The sequence below is a fragment of the Amycolatopsis sp. CFH S0740 genome, assembly GCF_004522315.1.
Taxonomy (GTDB): Bacteria; Actinomycetota; Actinomycetes; order Mycobacteriales; family Pseudonocardiaceae; genus Amycolatopsis; species Amycolatopsis nivea.
On the sequence record NZ_SDLS01000014.1, the window covers coordinates 60,903 to 80,358 of the forward strand.

Sequence of the window (19,456 nt, forward strand, 5' to 3'; positions counted from 1 at the left end):
GGCGTGGGTGCCTTTCTTCGTTGGGTGCATCGGCTGCGGGTGGTACGCGGCTTGGGTGGTGGGTTGCGGTGGGGTTCGCGGGTGGCGGTTTAGCGCCCCAATGTGGCATTGGGTGCGTTAGATGCACCGAATGCCGCATTGGGTGCATGTGACGCACCCAATGCGGCATTGGGGGCGCAATTGCGGCGGCGGGTGGGGCGGGCCGTGAAGGGCTCCTTGAGGGAATCTAGGTACGTGAAGGGGTCCTTCAACGGCGCGCGGGAGGGCGTGAGGGGAACCCTGGGGGAATCAGGGGCAATGAGGGTGGCCCTCACGGCGGGCGGAACCCTGGGGGGAGCTAGTTCAGGTCTGCGGGTTTGGTGAAGGTCGCCAGTTCGGTCGGAGGCAGCGGTACAGCGCCGAGGGTTTCCAGGAAACCGGCTTCTCGGGTTAGCAGGCGGCAGGCGATGCGCAGGCGGCGCAGCGGGTGCGTTTCCTCCAGCAGCAACTGCCGGTCCTCAAGCGGGAGGAGGCAGTCGGCGGCTAGCTGGTAGGCGAGTTCGCCCAGGTCGGCGTCGTCGTGGGGTGGGCGCCAGTCGTCTGCGTGCCAGGCGGCTTCGCAGTATCGCTGGTGGGCGCCTCTCGCTACGTCGGCCAGTTGGCGGGCCGTTGACTCCGCGGTGGCGGGGACTGGGTCGTCGGGGAGCCAGTCGACCACGGCCATCAGGTACGGCGCGGACGCTCGGTGCAGTTCGCGCAGGCGGAAGCGGCGGGCGGCGCGGGTGACTACGTCGTAGCGGCCGTCGGGGAGGCGTTTCGCTTCGCGCAGGATCGTGCTGCAGCCCACGCTGTACACGTGGTCCAAACCACTGACCTCGCGGACGAGCGGGGCGCGCAGGGCGACCACGCCGAACTCGTGTTCCGGGACGTTGCCCGTGACGAGGTCCGCGGTGAGCTGCCGGTAGCGCGGTTCGAAGATGTGCAGCGGCAGGTGCGTCCCGGGGAGCAGCACGGTCTGCAGCGGGAACAACGGCAGGGTCGCCGTTCCGCTGGGGCACTGCTCAGACTCGGTCACGGCGTCCACGGTACGGGCTGCGGAGCCCCGCCGCAGTTCGTGTTTACCGTCGCGGCGGGGGCTTCAGGACCGCGAAAGGGTCGGTGATGTGCATGTCTTTCGCGGCAAAGGAGAACAGCGCCGCAGGTCGTCCGCCGGTCCGGCCGGGGGCCGCGGTGTGGCCCGTGGGGACCAGCAAGCCACGCCGTTGGAGCACGCGTTGCAGGTTCGTCGCGGACACTTTGTAGCCGAGTGCGGCGGAGTACAGGCCCCGTAGCGCGGAGATGGTGAATTCCTCTGGGGCCAGTGCGAAACCGAGGTTGGTGTAGCTCAGTTTCGACCGCAGGCGGTCGCGGGCGCGCAGGACGATCGCCTCGTGGTCGAAGGCGGTGCGGGGCAGGGCGTTCACGTCGTGCCACTCGGTGTCTTCGGGGACGGCCGGGTCGACGTCGGAGGGGACCAGCCCGAGAAACGCGGTGGCTACGACGCGGGGGCCGGGGACGCGGTCGGGGGCGCTGAACACGGCGAGCTGCTCGACGTGCTTCAGCTGGCGGACGTCCACCTTCTCCGCGAGCTGCCGCCGGATGGAGGTTTCGACGTCCTCGTCGGGGCGCAATCGGCCGCCGGGGAGCGACCAGCGGCCCAGGTGCGGATCGAGCGCTCGGCGCCACAGCAGCACGCGCAGTGTGTCCGAGCGCACTTGAAGGACTGCCGCCAGAACCTCGTGGGCGAGGGGGGCTCGGGTGTTAAGATGGCTTCGCACGGTTTTCGATTATAAGGCGAAAACCGGGTTGGGGAGGAACCGGGGTCGATCCGGTTCCGAGGCCGGCGATTCTCGAGAGGGCCGAACACATGACCACCACGCTTGACCAGGATCTGACCCCTTACGGCGGGGTCGAGGCGGACGCCGACTGGGCCGCCCGCGTGCGGGAGCTCGCCCGCAAGCGCGACGCGGTGCTGCTCGCGCACAACTACCAGGTCCCGGAGATCCAGGACATCGCGGACTTCACCGGCGACTCTCTGGCGCTCAGCCGCATCGCGGCCAGCAGCGACGCGTCCACGATCGTCTTCTGCGGCGTGCACTTCATGGCCGAGACCGCGAAGATCCTGGCCCCGGAGAAGACGGTGCTGATCCCGGACGCGCGGGCAGGCTGCTCGCTCGCCGACTCCATCACCGGCGCTCAGCTGCGCGAATGGAAGGCCGAGCACCCGGGCGCGGTGGTCGTGTCGTACGTGAACACGACGGCCGAGGTCAAGGCCGAGACGGACATCTGCTGCACGTCGTCGAACGCGGTCGACGTGGTCGCTTCCATCCCGGCTGACCAGGAAGTTCTCTTCCTGCCGGACCAGTTCCTCGGCGCGCACGTCAAGCGCGTGACCGGGCGCGAGAACATGCACGTCTGGGCCGGCGAATGCCACGTGCACGCCGGCATCAACGGGGCCGAACTGGCCGCGCGCGCCGAGGAGAACCCGGACGCCGACCTGTTCATCCACCCCGAATGCGGCTGCGCGACGTCGGCGCTTTACCTGGCCGGAGAGGGTGCGGTGGCCCCGGAGCGGGTCAAGATCCTCTCCACCGGCGACATGGTGCACGCGGCGCGCGACACCAAGGCGACCTCGGTGCTCGTGGCCACCGAGATCGGCATGATCCACCAGCTGCGCAAGGCCGCGCCGGAGATCGACTTCCGCGCGGTGAACGACCGGGCGTCGTGCCGGTACATGAAGATGATCACCCCGGCCGCGCTGTTGCGGAGCCTCACCGAGGGCGCGGACGAGGTCCACGTCGACCCGGAGACGGCTTCGCGGGCCCGCGCCTCGGTGCAGCGGATGATCGAAATCGGGCAGCCTGGCGGTGGGGAATGAGCGGCCTAGTTAACGCCGATGAGGCGAAAACCTCACCAGATCCGCGGTGGGAGGCCCGGGCCGATGTCGTCGTGATCGGCAGCGGTGTGGCCGGGTTGTCGGCGGCGCTGCGGGCCCGCGAACTCGGGCTGCACGTGCTGGTCGTGACTAAAGCGGCGGTCGCCGACGGCAACACCCGGTGGGCGCAGGGCGGCGTGGCCGTGGTGCTGGACGGCGAGCGCGACGAGGGCGACACGGTCGAGAAACACACGGCGGACACGCTCACCGCCGGAGCCGGGCTCTGCGACGAGGACGCGGTGCGGTCGATCGTCGGCGGCGGTCCGGCGGCGGTCACGGAGTTGCGGCAGAACGGCGCGGTGTTCGACCACAGTGCGGGCGCGCTGGCAAGGGCACGCGAGGGTGGGCACAGCGCGTTCCGGGTCATCCACGCGGGTGGCGACGCGACCGGTGCGGAGGTCGAGCGCGCGCTCGTCGCGCAGGCCGGCGAACGGCGGATTCCGGTGCTGGAGCACCACATCGCGGTCGACGCGCTGCGCACGTCCGCGGGCGAGGTGGCCGGGGTGACGGTGCTCGACCGCAACGGCGTGCCCGGGGTGGTGCGCGCGTCGGCGGTGGTGCTGGCAAGCGGCGGGTACGGGCAGCTGTACCAGGCGACCTCCAATCCCGAGATCGCGACGGGCGACGGGCTGGCGCTCGCATTGCGCGCCGGTGCGGCGGTGGCCGACATCGAGTTCGTGCAGTTCCACCCGACGGTGCTGTACACGCCGGGTGCGCGCGGGCGGTGTCCGCTCGTCACGGAGGCGGTGCGCGGCGAGGGTGCGACGCTCGTGGACGGCGCGGGCGCGTCGGTGATGGCCGGGGTGCATCCGCTCGGCGATCTGGCTCCGCGCGACGTCGTGGCGGCGGCGATCACCCGGCGGCAGGCGTTGGCTCCCGGCGGCATCGACGATCACGTTTTCCTTGACGCCACCGGCATTCCCGGGTTCGCGAAGCGGTTCCCGACGGTGCACGCGGCGTGCGCGGTGCTGGGGATCGACCCGGCGGTGGACGCGATTCCGGTGACCCCCGCGGCGCACTTCGCGTGCGGCGGTGTGGTGGCCACTGTGGACGGACGCTCGACCGTGCGCGGGCTGTACGCGGCGGGCGAGGTGGCTCGCACCGGACTGCACGGGGCGAACCGGTTGGCGTCCAACAGTCTTCTCGAAGGATTGGTCGTCGGGCAGCGAGCTGCGGAGGCGGTAGCCGCGGATCTGGCCGCTGGGTTGCTGCCGGATCCTTCGCGCGGCCGGATTCCGGAACGGACCACCGCGCCGGCGGCGGAACGCGATGTGCTGCAACGGGTGATGAGCCGGTACGCGGCGATCGGCCGGGACGCGGACGGGCTCGCCGCGGCGGGCTCGGCGCTCGACTTGTCGACAACGGACAGTCCGTTGTGGACGCACCGCGCGGTCGAGGACGCGGCGCTCACCGTGGCGGCGCAGGCGTTGCTCGCGGCGGCGGAGCGACGGACGGAATCGCGGGGATGTCACGTGCGGACGGACTTCCCGGAGCGGGTCGAAGGGCTGCGGCGGAGCCAGCTGATCCGGCTGAGCCCGTCGGGACAGCCGGTGCTGGTCGAGGCGGCGTCGTTGGAAGGGGTGGCATGAGCGGGGAATTCTCGGAAGCAGTCGTGCGGGCACTGGTGGTGGACGGGCTGGACGTCGCCGACGTCCGGCGGGTCGTCACCACGGCGCTGGAAGAGGACTTGCGGTACGGGCCGGACGCGACGACGGCGTCCACGGTTCCGGCGGACGCTCGCGCGGTGGCCGAGCTGACGCCGCGCGTCGCCGGGGTCGTCGCCGGGATTCCGGTGGCGCTGGCGGTTTTCGACGAGGTGCTCGGTTCCGACTACGAGGTGGTCTCGATCCGCGAGGACGGTTCGCCCGCCGTCGCGGGGGAACCGGTGCTCGTGCTGCGCGGTCCGGTGCGCGGATTGCTGACCGCGGAGCGCACGGCGCTGAACCTGTTGTGCCTGCTGTCCGGAGTGGCGACGGCGACCGCGGCGTGGGTGTCCGCGATCGAGGGAACCGGTGCTGCGGTAAGGGATTCGCGCAAGACGATCCCGGGGTTGCGGCTGCTGCAGAAGTACGCGGTGCGATGCGGCGGCGGCGTGAACCACCGGATGGGTCTCGGCGACGCGGTGCTGATCAAGGACAACCACGTGGTCGCGGCCGGTTCGGTCACCGCGGCGCTGGCGGCGGCCCGGGAACTCGCGCCGCAGCTGGCGTGTGAGGTCGAGGTGGACGATCTGGCCCAGCTGGACGAGGCGCTGGCCGCCGAGGCGGACGAGGTGCTGCTCGACAACTTCACGCCGGAGGAGTGCGTGAAGGCGGTCGCGCGGCGGAATGAAGTGTCGCCGAAGACGCGGCTGGAGTCGTCCGGCGGGCTGACGCTCGACCGTGCGCGACCGTACGCCGAGTCCGGAGTGGACTACCTGTCAGTCGGCGGGCTCACGCATTCCTCGCCCGCTCTCGATCTCGGGATGGACCTGCGGTAACCCTGTCGCCGCGGCCCGCTCTCCACTAGAATCTCCTTGTCCGACAAGGGGAGGGGGCCGCGGTGCGGGGAATTGCCGCCGGAGCGGTGGCCGCGCTCGTGGCGCTCGGCCTGCCCGTCACGGCCGCCTCGGCCGGAGCGGCTTCGTGCGCGAATCCGTCCGGCCCGTACACCGGGGCGGTGTCCTGGGGGCAGCGGCTGGTCAACCCGCCGCGGCTGTGGGCCCTGACGAGGGGCGAGGGCCAGACCGTCGCGGTGATCGGCACCGGGGTCGACAAGCAGAACGCGCAATTCGGGCCCGGACAGGTGCTCGGCGGCGCCGGCACCGCGGATTCCGATTGCGACGGCCGGGGCACGATCGCCGCGGGCATCGTCGGCGCGCAGCCGGCGAACGAGACCACCTTCACCGGTGTCGCACCCGGCGTGAAGCTGCTTCCCTTGCGCTACACCGAAAGCAACGGCTCGTCCTCGGACGGCGGCGGTGATCCAGTCGCGCTGGCGGGTGCGATCGACACGGCGGTCGACCGCGGGGCGGGAGTGATTCTCGTGGCGGTCCCGGCGGGTTCGGACAGCCCGGCGCTCGGTGCGGCGCTCGACCACGCGAAGTCGCGCGGGGCCGTGGTGATTTCGGCCGCGGCGGCGACTCAGCAAGGGGCGCATACTTACCCGACTGCGTCGAAGGGCGTCCTCGCGGTCGGTTCGACGGACGAATCCGGCGCGCCAGTGCAGTCCGAAGCCGGGGATTACCTCGGAATCGCCGCGCCTGGCGCGAATTTGGTGAGCACGTCGGCCGGCGGCGGGGGCGCGGTCGCGCATCGCTGGCCGATCACCGACCCGAGCCTCGCCGCGGCTTATGTCGCCGGGGTGGCGGCGCTGGTTCGTTCGGCGCATCCGGAGCTGAAGGGCGAGGAAGTGGTGAACCGGTTGATGCTCACTGCTTCCCGCCCGCCGTCCGGCGCGCATGACCCGCGCCGCGGTTGGGGAATGCTCGACGCTTACGCTGCGGTGTCTTCCACCTTGCCTGCCAACGCGCCTGGTCCGAGTGCGGCTGCGGTGCGGTCTGAGTTGCCTGTGGTGGTTCCGGCTGCGGCTCAGGTTCGGCCGAGGTCTGATGTGGCGGCTGGAGTTGTCGCGGTGGGTGGGGTTGTGGTTGCTGCTGGGGCGGGGATTGGTGTCGCGGCGTTCCGGCGGGGGCGGCGGCGCGGGTGGCGGCCGTCGCGGTTTCGGGCGTCGTGAGCGGCAATCGCGGTTCTAACCGGGATTAGCACTCACGAGGCGCGTCGAGCCGATGATCGCCACCCCGCGTCCGTCGCGGGCGATGTGCACGCTGAAATCCGCGCCGTCCCGGGAAAACCGTGCGATCACTTCCCGATAAGTGCTGCGGTCGTAGGATTCCCAGCCCGCCTTTTCCAGCGTCGGTCGCACCGCTTCGGTCAGCACCCGCAGCGCGGCGGGGCGCTCCTCCAGCCGGACTCCGTACTGCCAGCACACCAAATGGCCCGGCTGCGCGGGATCGCAGTCCAGCTCACCGTCCACTGTGGGCAGTGCACGGGAGCCGAACGCGGCGGCGACGCTGTCGATGACGTTCGTCAGTTCGGCAGCCAGGTCCTTCAATTCGCGCGTGATCACGGCAGCACCGCCGGAACCGGCGCGGGCGCTTCGGTGACGTGGCCGCCGGTCAGCACGCCGTAGATGTTCTCCCACGAATCCGAACCCGGTTTGAGCACGCCGCTGTGCGAGGACAAGCCCCACTGCACGTCGCCGGCGGCGTCGCGGCCGGTGGTGAGATCGGTGACGCCGGGGAAGGTGTCCGGGTCGGCGCCGTGGCCGATGCCGGTCCATTCCAGTGCCCCGGCGTTGCCCTGGGCGAGGATGATCGGGTCCAGCGGGGCGGTCATCGAATACCGCTGCACGCCGGCTTGGCTCGGCGGCAGGTCTGCTGGGCTCCATACGCCGTGTCCCATGCCCGCCGACTCTACGTGCAGCACCCGGTCCACTGGCAAGCCTTGCTGGTCAGCGAGCCCGACGGTGGCGCCGCCGTAGCTGTGGCCGATCGCGGTGATCGTGGCCGCGCCGCCGGTCTGGGAGTCGACCTGGCCGCGCAGTTCGTCGCCGAACGCCTTGAGGTTCGGGGCCATCGTCTGCGCATAGCTGGCTTCGGCGCCCTCGGTGGTGACGTTCTGCGGGAAGACCCCGTCGGCCCAGACGACCATCGCGGTCCGGCCGCTCGGGTCGGCGGCGACGAGGCTGCGGCCGAGGTCGGCGTAGGACTGGAAGGTGTCCATCCGGGTGTGCACGCCGGGCACGAACAGCCCGACGTTGCGCGTGCCCGGCTGGATCGTGCCGACCAGTTCGGCGATCCGGCCGTTGCCGGACGGATCGAACCGCAGGATCTGCCGGTGGTCGTCGATAATGCTTTGGTACAACGCGATCCGCCGCTTCGAGCGGGCGATGGCGTCCGGGTCGGACAGTCCGGCCAGGCGGGTCCGTTCGGCGGCGAGCGCGTCGGACACCTTCATCCGGTTGGCCGCGATGGTCCCGGCCCAGCCGCCGCTGGCGGCCGATTTCCCGGCTGACGGCACCGGATCTTCGGGCAGCAGCGAACGGTACATCGCCGCCACCTGCTCGTCGGCGCGCCGGTAGCCCGCCGACGAAGCCGTGAGGCCGTCGCGAAGGACCTGGGCGCGGGCGACGCGCTGGTCGACGTCCGCGGCGAGTGCGCTGAACGTTTTCGCGAGCCCGGCGGCACATCCGGACGACGCGGAGACCTGGCCGAAGGCCGTGGCGGGGATTCGTTCGCCCGCCACGGCCTGCTGGACGGTCCGGAGCGCGCCGGCGCGAGTGTCCAATTCGGACGCCGCAGTGGCGAGTTTCGCCGGTGCGACCCGGTAGCCGCCGGTCACGGCTGGTCGGCCGGCTCTTCGCCGATGACCGAGGGCGCGACCGGAGCCTGCTGGCCCCACACGTTCTCGGTTTCGACGAGCCACGCGGGAATCCGGCGGCCGGAGCCAAGGTCCCCGCCCGCTCCCATGCCGCCCATCGGCATCATGGGCATCATCGGCATGGCGCTCTTGGCCGCCGCGCCCGCTGCCCCGGCGGCACCGCCCGCGAGTCCGCTGAGGACGTTCGACTGCGCGTTCCCGGCGAGCCCGGAGTGCGCGGCCGGAGCTTCCCCGGCGCCGCTGAGACCGCCGCCGGACGGAATGCCGCCGCCGTCGATCGACGGGGCTTCCCCGCCGCCGACCGGGATCCCGCCGCCGCCGCCCGCGGGACCGGCTCCGCCGCCGAGCTTCGTGCCCGGAGGCGCGTCCTGCTCCTTGTCCTTGCCGTCCTTGTCTTTGTCCTTGCCCGAGGCCCACGGCGGAACCTTCGGCATGATCGACCCGAACCGGCCGAACGCCGCCGCGGAAGCGGCCGCGAGACCGGCGGTGAACATGTCGCCGAACAGCGGGCTGCCCGGATTCTGCGCCGGGTGTCCGGGCTGCGAAGAGCCGGGAACCTGCGTGCCGTCGGTGGGCAGCGGGTGCGAATCGACGGGTGCGCCGACCGCGGTGCCGCCGTCCGGGGTGTTGCCGATCGCGCCGGCGCCGCCGGTCGAAGCGCCGCCGCCGGGGACCGGCTTGGGCGGCGGGGCGGCCGCGTTGGGCGAGACCGGGATCGAGTCTTCGGCGGTGTCGTAGTTCGTCGCGAGGTTGTTCATGACGACGATCGCCTTCGCGTGCGCGGAGCCGGCGGCGTTGGCGGCCTGTTGCTGCGCTTCGACGTTGGCGATCGCCTGCTGCCGTTGCTGCGTCGCGGCGATGATCGTGGCCGGCGGGGTGTCCGCCGGAAGCAGCGGCGGGTTGACCGCGAGCGCGACGTCGGCGGGGGAGACGTCCGGCACCGCGACCGGCGGCGGCATCTCGGCCTTCGCCTTGACCAGCGCGTCCGCGGCGTCCTCCAGCATGTCGCGCATGCCCTGCGCGGTGACCGCGACCTTGCGGATGCCGCCGACCAGGTCGGTCATCATGGTCCGGTACTGGTCGGCCGCGCCGCCGGTCCACGAGCTGGAGAAGTCGGTGAGCTGGTCCGACAGGTTCTCGGCCTGGTCGTACAGCCCGCGCGAGGCCGAACTCCACTGTTCGGCCGCGGCGCGCGCGGTGGTCGGGTCGCCCGCCTGCAGCATCGCGTAGAGCTGCTGGTGGGTGTAGCCGGCGAAGTTGGTGCGAGGCCCGCTCATGTGTTCTTACCCCCTGAAGAATCAAGGCCCAGCAACGAAAAAAGCGGGTCGAGCAGACCGGTCTGCTGACCCGATTGGTGCAGATCGCCCGCGACCGACTGGTCGGCCTGGGCGTATCCGTCGGCGACGGTGGTGGTGACGTCCTGCGCGAACGTGATCGCCCCGCGGACCTGCTCGAGCAGGCCCTGCATCTCGGCGACCGCGGCGCGGTGGGCGTCGGCGAGCGAAGCGGCTTCCCCGAACTCCCCGAACAGCAGCGGATGCTCCCCGAGGGTGCGCAGGAAGTCGTTCGGCCGGGACATCGCGTGGATCTGGGTTTCCAGCTCCCGGACGAAGTCCGTCAGCGATTCCAGGTGGACGTAGTACGACTGGTCGGGCATCGGCCGGTGACCTCTCGTGCGGCAGGACGCGGGAAAGCCGGCCGTCCGGAGCGGGCGGGGGGTGGTCCCGCCCCGGACGGCCGGCGTCGGGGCCGGATCAGGCGAACAGGCCCTGGTTGCGGTTCTCCAGCTGGTGCTGGAGATCGTGGGCGTCGCCGACCTTGGTGCCGAACTGCGCGATGATCGCGACGATGTCGGCGGTCGCCTGGCGGAGCCGGGTCTCGGACGCGCGCGCCGCTTCACCGGCGGAGCTGCCCGAGGCGTACCAGGTCTGGGTGATCGGCTGCAGGTTCTGGTGCAGCTGCTCCAGCTGGGAGGTCAGCGCCTTCGCCTTGGCGGCGAGCGACGCGGAGCTGTGCTGCAGGGCCCCGAAGCTGATTTCTACGACGTCAGCCATGGTGTCTTGTCCTCTCTCAGGGGTTGAGGCGAGGGATCACGTTGCCCTCGACGGTGTGGCTGACGCTCTGGAAGCTCTGGTGCACGTCGGAGTCGCCCGAGTTGTAGTTCGCGTGGCTGGTGTGCACGAGCTGCGACATGGTGTCGAGCTCCCGGACGGCGGCGCCCATCTTCTCCTGAAGCCTGCGCTGCAGGTCCCAGAAGGCGACCGCCTGGTCGCCCTTGTAGTTCCGCAGCGTCTCGGTCAGCTCGGACTCCAAGCTGGCCATGGTCGTCTTAGCGTTCGAAGCGGTTTCCTCGAAGCCCTGGACGGCGCGCGTCATGGCAGCGGAATCTGCCTGGAATCCCGGACTGGACATCTGACGGGCCACCTCCTTCCCTCTCGTGGAAAATCCCGGTGCGCGGCGGGCCGCGCGGTGTGAATGTCACGCTAGAAAAAGAGCGGGTGTGGTCAAACGGCACAACTGCCGGTCGCTTTGACGGCACTATTACCCACAGGTGGGGCGCTCCCTACCAGCAAGACGGGGGACGACGCCAGTGCTCGCGGCCCCGCGCGCGGCCAGGCTGACCCCCATGACTTCCTGGGGATTACGGCTGTTCCGGCTGCATCGCCCGCTGGGGGTGCTGGCCGGGGCGATGGCGGTGCTGCTGGTCGCGTGCGGGTTCGGGCTGCTCCTGGATGATCGCACGCTCGTCAACGCGCCGCTGTGGGCGAAACCGTTCAAATTCGCGGTTTCGGTGGCGTTGTACGCGCCGACGCTGGCGTGGCTGCTTTCACTGGTGAAGCGCGGCCGCCGAGCCGGCTGGTGGATGGGCACGGCGTTCGCGGTCGGCATGGGCACGGACATGGCGTTGCTGGTGTGGCAGGTGCTGTTCCAGGACCGGCCGTTGCACTTCAACCACGCGACGCCGGCCGACGTCACGATCGGCAACATCCTGGCCACCGGCGCGTTCACCGCGTGGGCCGCGACCGCGGCGGTAGTCGTGCTGCTGCTGTTCCAAAAGCTGCCGGACCGCGCGCTGACGTCCGCGCTGCGGTGGGGAACCGCGCTCGCGGCGGGCGGAATGGGGTTGGCGCTCCTGATGTTCTCGGCCAGCCCGGCGCAGCAGCGGGTACTGGACGGCGGCGGGAAACCGGCGATGATCGGCGGGCACACGATCGGTCTCGAGGACGGCGGGCCGGGGCTGCCGCTGCTGGGCTGGAGCACGGTCGGAGGGGACCTGCGGATCCCGCATTTCGTCGGGATCCACGCGATTCAGGCGTTGCCGCTGCTCGCTTTGGCGCTGGTCGCGTTGTCCCGGCGGTATCCGGTGTTGTCGCACGAGCTGGTGCGGCGTCGGCTGGTGTGGACTGGGGCGGCCGGGTACGCGGGGGTCATCGTTATTACGGCGTGGCAGGCGATGCGCGGGCAGTCGATTGTGCGGCCGGACTTTTGGACGCTGTCGGCGTCTTTTGGCTTGGTCGCCGTGGTGGCGCTTGGCGGCTTGCTGTCGGTCCGGTCTCGCGCGGGTGTTCCCGATGAGCGGCATGCGCTGAGGGGATTCTGAGATCTCTCCGGTACGCCTTGGCGGGTTGGCCCGACGGGAGGACGGTGTGATGGCATTTCCCCAAGACCTGCTGGACGCGCTGCGGCGCGCGCCGGACGCGATCGCGTTCGAGCACGGGGAGCGGCGGGTGCGCCGGGGCGAGGTGCTCGACCTGATCGGCCGGTTCGCCGCCGGGCTGCGGGCGGCCGGGATCCGGCCGGGAGACGGCGTCGGGCTCGCGACCGGGGTGACGCCGGAGGGCTGGGCCGCCCAGATCGCGGTGCAGACGCTGGGCGCTCGGGCGGTGGGGGTGCGGGCCGGGTTGCCCGCGGCGCATCTCGACGCGGTGCTGGACGGGGTGACCGCGGTGGTGACCGACGCCGAACTGCCGGAGCTGGCGGGGGTGCGGACGCTTCCGATCGGGCCGGAACTCCTTGCCGCGGATGAGGAACCGGTGCCGTGCGGGAAACCGTCGGACGTCGGCTGGGTGGTGTTCACCAGCGGGAGCACGGGGGTGCCCAAGGGGGTCGCGTACCGGTTCGACGCGTTGGGGGAGTTCGGGCTCGAGCAGCGGGCCGGGGATTCGGCGGCGGACTACCGGCGGTTCCTGCTGTTCGGGACTTTGAGCAGCGCGGTGATGGTGCTGCATTTGCAGGCTTGTTTGCTCGCTGGCGGTACCGCGGTGATTCCGGAGGGGCTGCCGGACTTTCCCTGGATTCTGCCGCGGTTGGACATCACGGCGGCGCTGGTGACGGTTCCCCGGTTGTACCGGATGCTGGATGTGCTGCGGGAGGAGGAAATCGATCTTTCCGGGCTGCGAATGCTGACCGTCGCCGGGTCTCCGGTGGAACCCGGGTTGCTGGCTGAGGGATTCGAGCGAATCGGACCCGCGTTGCGGCAAGGATACGGGCAGACCGAGACCGGGAAATTGACGGTGCTGGACACGGCGGACGTGGCTGCGCATCCGGAGGCGATCGCTTCGGTCGGATTGCCGGTCGAAGGGGTTTCGCTGGAGGTGCGGGATGCTTCGGGCCGTGCGGTTCCCGCTGGGGAGACGGGGGAGGTTTTCGCCCGTACCGCAAGGGCTTTCGCGGGCTACTGGCGCGATCCTTCGCTGAGCGGGACGGTGCTGGCCGACGGTTGGGTCCGCACGCAGGACATCGGGCGGCTCGACGAGAACGGTTTTCTGTATTTGACCGGTCGCGCCCGGGATGTGGTGATCGTGAACGCGGTGATTCATTACACCGGGCCGATCGAGCGCGCGCTCGCCGCGCATTCCGCCGTGGATCAGGCGTATGTCGTCGCGGTTCCGGACGAACGGACCGGGGAAGCGGCGCACGCGTTCGTGGTCGCCGCGCCGGGGCGCACTCCGGATCCGGGGGAATTGCGGGCGGCGGTGGCCGCGGAATTGGGGGAGGCCGCGGTTCCGGCTTCGTTCACGGTGCTGGACGAGGTTCCGGTCGCGGAGTCGGGAAAACCGGACAAGGCCGCGCTGCGCGCCCTCGCCCGGTGATCGCCGCGGGGTTCCGGCCTGCCGCGCACGGGGGCGGCAGGCCGGAACGCGCGGATCAGACGCCCGCGGTCTGCTTGATCCAGTCGCGGCTGTTGGCGACGCTGGCGTAGTTCTGGGTGCCGTGTTCGTCGCTGCCGGAGTTCTCGCCGGTGGAGCAGACGCCGACCTGGACGCCGTCGGCCAGCTGCGGGCCGCCGGAGTCGCCGTGCCACGAGGAGCCGGTGACGCCCTTGCTCGCGATCGCCTTGCCGTTGAAGGCGTCCGTGCTCTCGCCGGTCACCTGGACGTCCGCGGTCTTGAGCGTGTCCGAGGGCGGGCTCTGGTCCTTGGTGCGGCCCCAGCCGTAAATCTGGTTGGTGGCACCGTTTTCCGGATCCTTGTCGGCCAGCTTCATGAACGTGGTGTCCACAGCGGACTTCAGGTGCAGCAGGGCGATGTCGCCGTTGGGCGAGGCCTTCTGCTCGTCGACCGCGGCTTCGGTGCCCTGACCCAGCGCGACGTCGCCGACCTTGACGTGCATGCCGCCCTTGTTCAGGCAGTGCTGCGCGGTGAGCACCCACTGCGAGGCGATGATCGTGCCGGAGCATTCGAAGCCGCCGTAGTCGGTGACGTCGTCCCAGAACACCTGGGCGCCCCACGGGGCCGACTTCACGGTGTCGCCGCCGATGATGTGCGTGTCGGCACTCGCCGGGACGACCGCCCCGACCCCGAAGGCCATCGCAGCCCCGGCGACCACGGCCGCCGCTTTCGCGTAACGCATGGAAAATCCCTCCGCCTCGGTGGTGATTTCCCGACCGTAGGCGGCAAGTGGAAATCCGGTAACCTACGGAAGTCGGTCTTCGATCCACGTTTCGCGGAGCGCGCCGTCCGGGTCCAGCCGCCGGTGGAGGGCATCGGCTTGCTCCGGACGGGTGAGCACGGCGACGGCGGCTTCTTGCGTTCGGTGCAGGGCGTGCACGGCGACGCGAAGTCTGCGGATGCGGAGCCGGGCTCGCCACGGGTGCCAGAGGACGGCGAGCAGGAGGCTGGTGGTTTCCGTCCGGTAGTCCTGGGCGGCTTGGGGCCAGTTGACCGGAGTCGGCGATTCCGCCGAGTTGACGGTCGACGCCGGTCACTACCGCGCTTTCCAGGACGCGTTCGTGCGCACCGGCGGCGAAATCGGCTACACGGCGGGGGATTCCGGCGACCAGCACGGCGGTAAGCAGTTCGGAGAGGGCTTCGCGGAGGGCGCGGTGGGCGTCTGTCCCGTCTCCGAGGACGGCGACGATCCCGAGCGCGTCGGCGAGGTTTTTCCGGCTGGTCAAGGTATTCGGGGGCAAACCGATCCGGATTTCGCGCACACCGCCGGAGATCGCGCGGGCCGCTTCGAGCCGCCGTCGTGAGGGGAACCCTGAGGGAATCAGATTCCCTCAGGGTTCCCCTCACGAACGGTGCCTGGCGATCAGCCCGCGAGTTTGCAGGAATTAGGGGCGGGGCCCACGTGTCGGTGTTGTCGGAGTAGCGGTACCAGCGCAGCACCGGCACCGTCTCGTTGCCCCACGGGCTCTTGCCGTGGCTGCCGCGGGCGTACAGGATGTCCGCGCCCGGCGAGAAGATTTCGCTGAGGGTCTGCCAGCCGTTGCCTACCGGGTTGTTTCGCTCGTCAGCTCGGTGACCACCACTGGCGACCCCGCGTCGCCGGAGCTCGGGCTGAGCGAGGAACTGTCTCACGACCTGTCCGCGTGGCAAGACGAATGGGACGACACGCTGAACTACGCCGACCCAGCGCCCGCCTTCCCCTCGGAGGAAGCCGGGCGCCGTTTCGACGAGCGAGGTTGGGAGCTGGTCCGGCGGGTCCGCAGTGAGGTACCCGCGGACTGGGACGTTTCCTACGTGAGCCACCTGACCCACCTAGAGGTCTTCCTCGACTGAGCCCGTTCAGTCCTCCACCGGCTTGGTCCACGCCACCTGCACCAGCTCAGTTCCGTGCCGACGCGACACCAGCGTTCCCCGGCCCGCGGGCTGCGGCGAGGGTTTCACATCGCCCAGCAGTGCGCCCTCTTCCTTGCCGCCGGACATGACCAGGCCTGGCGAGCCCAGTTCCCGCACCCGCTGGATCACCGCCTCGTACAGGCCGCGTCCGGCGCCGCCGGAGGAGCGGGCCAGGATGAGGTGCAGGCCGATATCCCGTGCTTGCGGCAGGAATTCCAGCAAGGGCAGCACTGGGTTCCGGCCCGCGGTGGCGACGAGTTCGTAGTCGTCGATGACCACGTACAGGTCTGGGCCGCGCCACCACGAGCGGTTGCGCAGCTGGTCGGGCGTGACGTCCGGGCCGGGGAGGCGGTTGCGCATCGCGGTCGCGCATTGGTTCACCAAGTCGGTCAACGTGTTCTCGGCACCGGCATAGCCGAGCAGGTGCGGTTGGTCTACCACGCCGAGCAGGCCGCGGCGGTAGTCGCCGACCAGGATCAACGCCTCGTCGGGAGTGTTCGCCTGGCAGATGCCGGTGACGAGCGCGCGCAGCAGTGAGCTCTTGCCCGATTCGACGTCGCCGAAAGCGAGGAAGTGCGGGTCCGTCCGGAAGTCCAGGTGGACGGGGCGCAGCGTGGATTCCGCCAATCCCAACGTGATCCGGCCGGACGGGGCGGCGGGCAAGGAGTCCAGCGGGACTTCCGGCGGGAGGAGGCGAACTTGAGGGGCGCGGGGGCCGGTCCAGGCGGCGGAGACTCGGCGGACCAGGTCCAGACCGCCGGCGCCGACGGTTTCCGGGCGTTGGTCGGAGTCGATGCGCGGGAGGGCCGCGAGGAAGTGCAGTTTGTCGGCGGTCAGGCCGCGGCCGGGGCGGTCGGCGGGGACGTTTTGTGCGATCTTGCGGTCGATCGACGAATCCGCCGGGTCGCCCAGGCGCAGTTCGAAGCGGGTGCTGATGGCGTCACGCAGCTGCGCACGGGCGCCGATCCACTGGTTCAGCGAGACCAGGACGTGGATGCCGAAGCCGAGACCCCGTTGGGCGAGCGCGGTGATTTGTTCTTCCAGGCGTTCGTATTCGGAGCGGATGGTGGTCCAGTTGTCCACGAACAGGAAGACATCGCCGAACTCGCGGTCGTCGCTGCTTTCGGTGAACTCGCCGCGGCGGCTGCGGAAGGCGGCCATCGACTCGATCCCGTGCGCGGCGAAGAACTCTTCCCGCTGTTCCAGCAAAGTGACCAGTTCCGCGACGACCCGGCGGCAGCGTTGCGGGTCGCGGCGGGTGGCGTAGCCCGAGACGTGCGGGAGGCCGGCGATCGGGGCCAGTGCGCCGCCGCCCATGTCCAGGATGAAGAACTGCACTTCGGCGGGGGTGTGGGTGAGCGCGAGCATCGCCGCGATGTCCTTCATCAATGTCGACTTGCCGCTTTGCGGTGCGCCGACGATGACCGCGTTGCCCGCGGCGCCGGAGAAATCCGCCCACAGCATGTCGCGGCGCTGTTCGAAAGGCTTGTCCACCAACGCGACGGGAATGGTGAGTTTGCCGTTGCCGCCCCAGCCGAGCGGGCACAGACCGCGGCGCGGGTCTTCGCCGATGGGCGGCAGCAGCTGGTCCAAAGTGGGCGGTTCGGCCAGCGGGGGCAGCCAGATCTGGTGCGCGGCCGGGCCGCGTCCCTCCAAACGGGACAGCATCGCGCCGATGATGGTCTCGCCGGTGCCCTTCTCCGGAGCCTCGGCGGCGGGTTGTTCGGCGACCGGGACCTCAACCGGGCCCAGGGTGAAGGGCAGCACGCCGAGTTGTTGTCCGTCCGAGCGCACGATCCGGCTGCGCGGCGGGAGTTCGCCGGAGACGTAAGCGGCTTTGAGCCGGATCAGGGTGTCGTTGTCGGACTTCAGATAAGCCGAACCCGGCACCGGCGGCAGTTGGTAGGCGTCCGCGACACCCAGCACCGCACGGCTTTCCGCGGCGGAGAACGTGCGCAGGCCGATCCGGTACGACAGGTGCGAGTCGAGCCCGCGCAGGCGGCCTTCCTCCAGCCGTTGAGAAGCGAGCAGCAGGTGGATTCCGAGGGAACGACCGAGTCGTCCGATCGCGACGAACAGGTCGATGAACTCCGGCCGCGACGAAAGCAGCTCGGAGAACTCGTCGATGATCACCAGCAGCGACGGCAACGGTTGCAGCGGCGTACCGTCCGCGCGCGCCTTCTCGTAATCGCGCACCGACGCGTAATTCCCGGCTGCGTGCAGAAGTTCCTGACGCCGCAGCAGTTCGCCGTTCAGCGCGTCCGCCATGCGGTCGACGAGCGCGAGGTCGTCGGACAGGTTCGTGATCACCGCGCAGGTGTGCGGCAGGTTGGTCATTCCCGCGAACGTCGCGCCGCCTTTGAAGTCGATCAGCGCGAGGTTCAGCTTCTCCGACGAATGCGTGACGGCCAGCGCGGTGACCAGCGTGCGCAGCAGTTCGCTCTTGCCGGACCCGGTCGCGCCGATCACCAGCCCGTGCGGGCCCATGCCGCCCTCGGCGGATTCCTTGAGGTCCAGGTCGACCGGGCGGCCGTCGGGGTTGACGCCCAGCGGGATCCGCAGCCGGTCGCGCGCCGGGCGCGGTGCCCAGGTGACGGTCGGGTCGGTGTCGCGCGGGTCGCCGATGCCGAGCAGCCCGGCGAGCCCGAACGTCGAGGACATCGGCTGTTCGCTGACCACCGCGCCGCCTTGGTGCAGCGGCGTCAGCATCCGGGCCAGCGCTTCGGCCGCGCCGTGGTCGAGCCGGTCCGGCATGCCGAGGAACCCGAGCCGCGCTTCGGTGCCGTCGAGCACCACCATGCCGAGCTGATCCGGAGCGACGTGCAGGCTCAGCAACCGGTCGGTCGACGTCGCGCGCGGCTGGTCGCCGCCGATCTCCAGCACCGTGACGCCCAGCCGGCCGTCCTCGGCCAGCAGCCGCGGTTCGCCGTGGGAGTCTCCGCCGTCGACGACGAGCACGATGTGCGGCAGGTCGGCGGCGGCACCACGGCGCGAGAACGCCGGACGGTCGCCGAGATCAGGACCGAGCAGCTTCGCGAGTTCCGGGGCGCTGTCGGCGAACAGCCGCCGCGGGCCGGTCGCGTCGGACAGCACCGGCGCGGTGGCGTGCGGCAGCCACTTCGCCCATTCCCAGTCGTGCGAACGGTCCGGGGCAACGCAGAACGCCACGCGCAGGTCGGTCGGGGAATGGAAAGTCACCAGCTGCGCCAGCACCGCGCGGGTCATCCCGAGCACCTCGAACCGACGCCCGGACAGCGTCGCGGCCGCGTAGGAGCGCAGCGAGATCGAAACCGGCAGGCCCTCGACGGTCGAGAAAGTCTGGATGAAGTGCTTGAGGTTGGTGGAGGAAACCGGGTCCAGCTCTTCCAGCGGCGCGATCTGCGGCGCGCGCAACGGCGTCGCGAGCGGCTGCGGGCCGGTGGCCGCGCGCACCATCGCGAACGAGCGGTCGCCGCGGCGGCGGTCCCAGTGCTGGTCGGTTTCGACGTACGCCCACAGGTCGGCCGGATCCGGCTGCTGCGCGATCAGCGTGGCGCGCTGGGAGTCGGCGACCGCGCGCACGCGCGTGCGCAGGCCCGCGAGGTACCGCTGGTAGTCGCGGCGCTCCTCGTTGATCTGCGCCTTCTTCGCCATGCCGCCGCGGCCGAGCGACATCACGATCATGCCGCCCATCGCGGTGACGAACAGCGCGCCGAAGATCCAGGTCATCACCCCGCCGTCGCGTCCGATGTAGACGAACGACATCGCGCCCATGCCGAGCATCATCGGCAGGAACATCATGAGCTGCATCACGCCGCCGGAGCCGCTCTTGGGCAGCATCGGCGGGGACTGCAGCATGATCTCCCCAGGCTGCTCGCCGAGCAGGCCGAGGCGGTCGCGGGGGGCACTCATGCCCCGTATTTTGGCCGTCCGCTGTCCGGTCGCGGTGGGTACTTTTGCCGTCCGCTCGCCCGGCGGCGCGAACTTACGCTCTGCGCAGACGCCCCGCACCGGTGCGTCGATCGCGGGAGAGCGGGAGG

At 70.5% G+C, this 19,456-nt stretch carries 18 protein-coding genes; 8 read left to right on the forward strand and 10 right to left on the reverse strand.

Annotated features, from left to right (window positions below; translation table 11 throughout):
* Nucleotides 1-337: 337 nt before the first annotated feature.
* Both EIZ45_RS23465 and EIZ45_RS23470 read right to left on the reverse strand, forming a co-directional pair.
* Nucleotides 338-1,054 carry an LON peptidase substrate-binding domain-containing protein gene (locus EIZ45_RS23465; protein WP_134665743.1) on the reverse strand — a complete coding sequence of 239 codons (717 nt, stop codon included), beginning with the start codon at nucleotides 1,052-1,054 and terminating at the stop codon, nucleotides 338-340.
* A 43-nt stretch (nucleotides 1,055-1,097) separates the two neighbouring features.
* Nucleotides 1,098-1,751, reverse strand: coding sequence for an NUDIX domain-containing protein (locus EIZ45_RS23470; RefSeq protein ID WP_240015912.1), 654 nt, complete (start codon nucleotides 1,749-1,751; stop codon nucleotides 1,098-1,100).
* Between the two features lie 134 nt (nucleotides 1,752-1,885).
* Between EIZ45_RS23470 and nadA the strand changes: the two genes are divergently transcribed.
* The 4 genes from nadA (at nucleotide 1,886) to EIZ45_RS23490 (ending at nucleotide 6,667) form a co-directional block, all read left to right on the forward strand.
* Nucleotides 1,886-2,896 (forward strand): quinolinate synthase NadA, encoded by a 1,011-nt coding sequence (gene nadA / locus EIZ45_RS23475; RefSeq protein WP_037809568.1) that lies wholly within the window; start codon nucleotides 1,886-1,888, stop codon nucleotides 2,894-2,896.
* Entirely contained in the window at nucleotides 2,893-4,542 is a 1,650-nt protein-coding gene (locus EIZ45_RS23480; protein WP_134665745.1) for an L-aspartate oxidase, read from the forward strand. The genes nadA and EIZ45_RS23480 overlap by 4 nt, the downstream gene beginning before the upstream one ends.
* The gene (gene nadC, locus EIZ45_RS23485; RefSeq protein WP_043828856.1) at nucleotides 4,539-5,432 is read left to right on the forward strand and encodes a carboxylating nicotinate-nucleotide diphosphorylase; all 894 of its coding nucleotides are present in this window, start codon (nucleotides 4,539-4,541) and stop codon (nucleotides 5,430-5,432) included. The genes EIZ45_RS23480 and nadC overlap by 4 nt, the downstream gene beginning before the upstream one ends.
* A gap of 62 nt (nucleotides 5,433-5,494) precedes the next feature.
* The gene (locus EIZ45_RS23490) at nucleotides 5,495-6,667 is read left to right on the forward strand and encodes a S8 family serine peptidase (protein ID WP_043828857.1); all 1,173 of its coding nucleotides are present in this window, start codon (nucleotides 5,495-5,497) and stop codon (nucleotides 6,665-6,667) included.
* A 15-nt stretch (nucleotides 6,668-6,682) separates the two neighbouring features.
* On the opposite strand, the gene EIZ45_RS23495 is transcribed toward EIZ45_RS23490, so the two are convergent.
* The 6 genes from EIZ45_RS23495 to EIZ45_RS23520 form a co-directional block, all read right to left on the reverse strand.
* Nucleotides 6,683-7,060 carry a hypothetical protein gene (locus EIZ45_RS23495; protein ID WP_043828858.1) on the reverse strand — a complete coding sequence of 126 codons (378 nt, stop codon included), beginning with the start codon at nucleotides 7,058-7,060 and terminating at the stop codon, nucleotides 6,683-6,685.
* Nucleotides 7,057-8,334, reverse strand: a complete 1,278-nt coding sequence (locus tag EIZ45_RS23500; protein WP_134665747.1) for an alpha/beta hydrolase — start codon at nucleotides 8,332-8,334, stop codon at nucleotides 7,057-7,059. The genes EIZ45_RS23495 and EIZ45_RS23500 overlap by 4 nt, the downstream gene beginning before the upstream one ends.
* Nucleotides 8,331-9,650 (reverse strand): WXG100 family type VII secretion target, encoded by a 1,320-nt coding sequence (locus EIZ45_RS23505; RefSeq protein ID WP_134665749.1) that lies wholly within the window; start codon nucleotides 9,648-9,650, stop codon nucleotides 8,331-8,333. The genes EIZ45_RS23500 and EIZ45_RS23505 overlap by 4 nt, the downstream gene beginning before the upstream one ends.
* Complete coding sequence (locus tag EIZ45_RS23510; protein WP_037809579.1) at nucleotides 9,647-10,030, reverse strand: hypothetical protein; 384 nt, start codon at nucleotides 10,028-10,030, stop codon at nucleotides 9,647-9,649. The genes EIZ45_RS23505 and EIZ45_RS23510 overlap by 4 nt, the downstream gene beginning before the upstream one ends.
* Before the next feature lie 97 nt (nucleotides 10,031-10,127).
* Nucleotides 10,128-10,427, reverse strand: coding sequence for a hypothetical protein (locus EIZ45_RS23515; RefSeq protein WP_037809581.1), 300 nt, complete (start codon nucleotides 10,425-10,427; stop codon nucleotides 10,128-10,130).
* Between the two features lie 16 nt (nucleotides 10,428-10,443).
* Nucleotides 10,444-10,785: a WXG100 family type VII secretion target gene (locus tag EIZ45_RS23520; RefSeq protein WP_078870305.1), complete on the reverse strand. Its 342-nt coding sequence runs from the start codon at nucleotides 10,783-10,785 to the stop codon at nucleotides 10,444-10,446.
* A gap of 214 nt (nucleotides 10,786-10,999) precedes the next feature.
* Between EIZ45_RS23520 and EIZ45_RS23525 the strand changes: the two genes are divergently transcribed.
* Both EIZ45_RS23525 and EIZ45_RS23530 read left to right on the forward strand, forming a co-directional pair.
* Complete coding sequence (locus EIZ45_RS23525; protein WP_134665751.1) at nucleotides 11,000-11,974, forward strand: hypothetical protein; 975 nt, start codon at nucleotides 11,000-11,002, stop codon at nucleotides 11,972-11,974.
* 49 nt (nucleotides 11,975-12,023) lie between these two features.
* Complete coding sequence (locus EIZ45_RS23530; RefSeq protein WP_134665753.1) at nucleotides 12,024-13,466, forward strand: class I adenylate-forming enzyme family protein; 1,443 nt, start codon at nucleotides 12,024-12,026, stop codon at nucleotides 13,464-13,466.
* A gap of 55 nt (nucleotides 13,467-13,521) precedes the next feature.
* Here EIZ45_RS23530 and EIZ45_RS23535 read toward each other — a convergent pair whose 3' ends face one another.
* Nucleotides 13,522-14,226, reverse strand: coding sequence for a trypsin-like serine protease (locus tag EIZ45_RS23535; RefSeq protein ID WP_037809585.1), 705 nt, complete (start codon nucleotides 14,224-14,226; stop codon nucleotides 13,522-13,524).
* A 307-nt stretch (nucleotides 14,227-14,533) separates the two neighbouring features.
* On the opposite strand from EIZ45_RS23535, the gene EIZ45_RS46180 reads away from it, so the two are divergent.
* Together EIZ45_RS46180 and EIZ45_RS23545 are read left to right on the forward strand one after the other, a co-directional pair.
* Entirely contained in the window at nucleotides 14,534-14,848 is a 315-nt protein-coding gene (locus EIZ45_RS46180) for a hypothetical protein (protein WP_167756535.1), read from the forward strand.
* Between the two features lie 268 nt (nucleotides 14,849-15,116).
* Complete coding sequence (locus EIZ45_RS23545) at nucleotides 15,117-15,377, forward strand: hypothetical protein (RefSeq protein ID WP_134665757.1); 261 nt, start codon at nucleotides 15,117-15,119, stop codon at nucleotides 15,375-15,377.
* A 6-nt stretch (nucleotides 15,378-15,383) separates the two neighbouring features.
* Here the strand turns inward: EIZ45_RS23545 and EIZ45_RS23550 are convergent, their stop codons facing one another.
* Complete coding sequence (locus EIZ45_RS23550; RefSeq protein WP_043828866.1) at nucleotides 15,384-19,328, reverse strand: type VII secretion protein EccC; 3,945 nt, start codon at nucleotides 19,326-19,328, stop codon at nucleotides 15,384-15,386.
* Nucleotides 19,329-19,456: the final 128 nt, after the last annotated feature.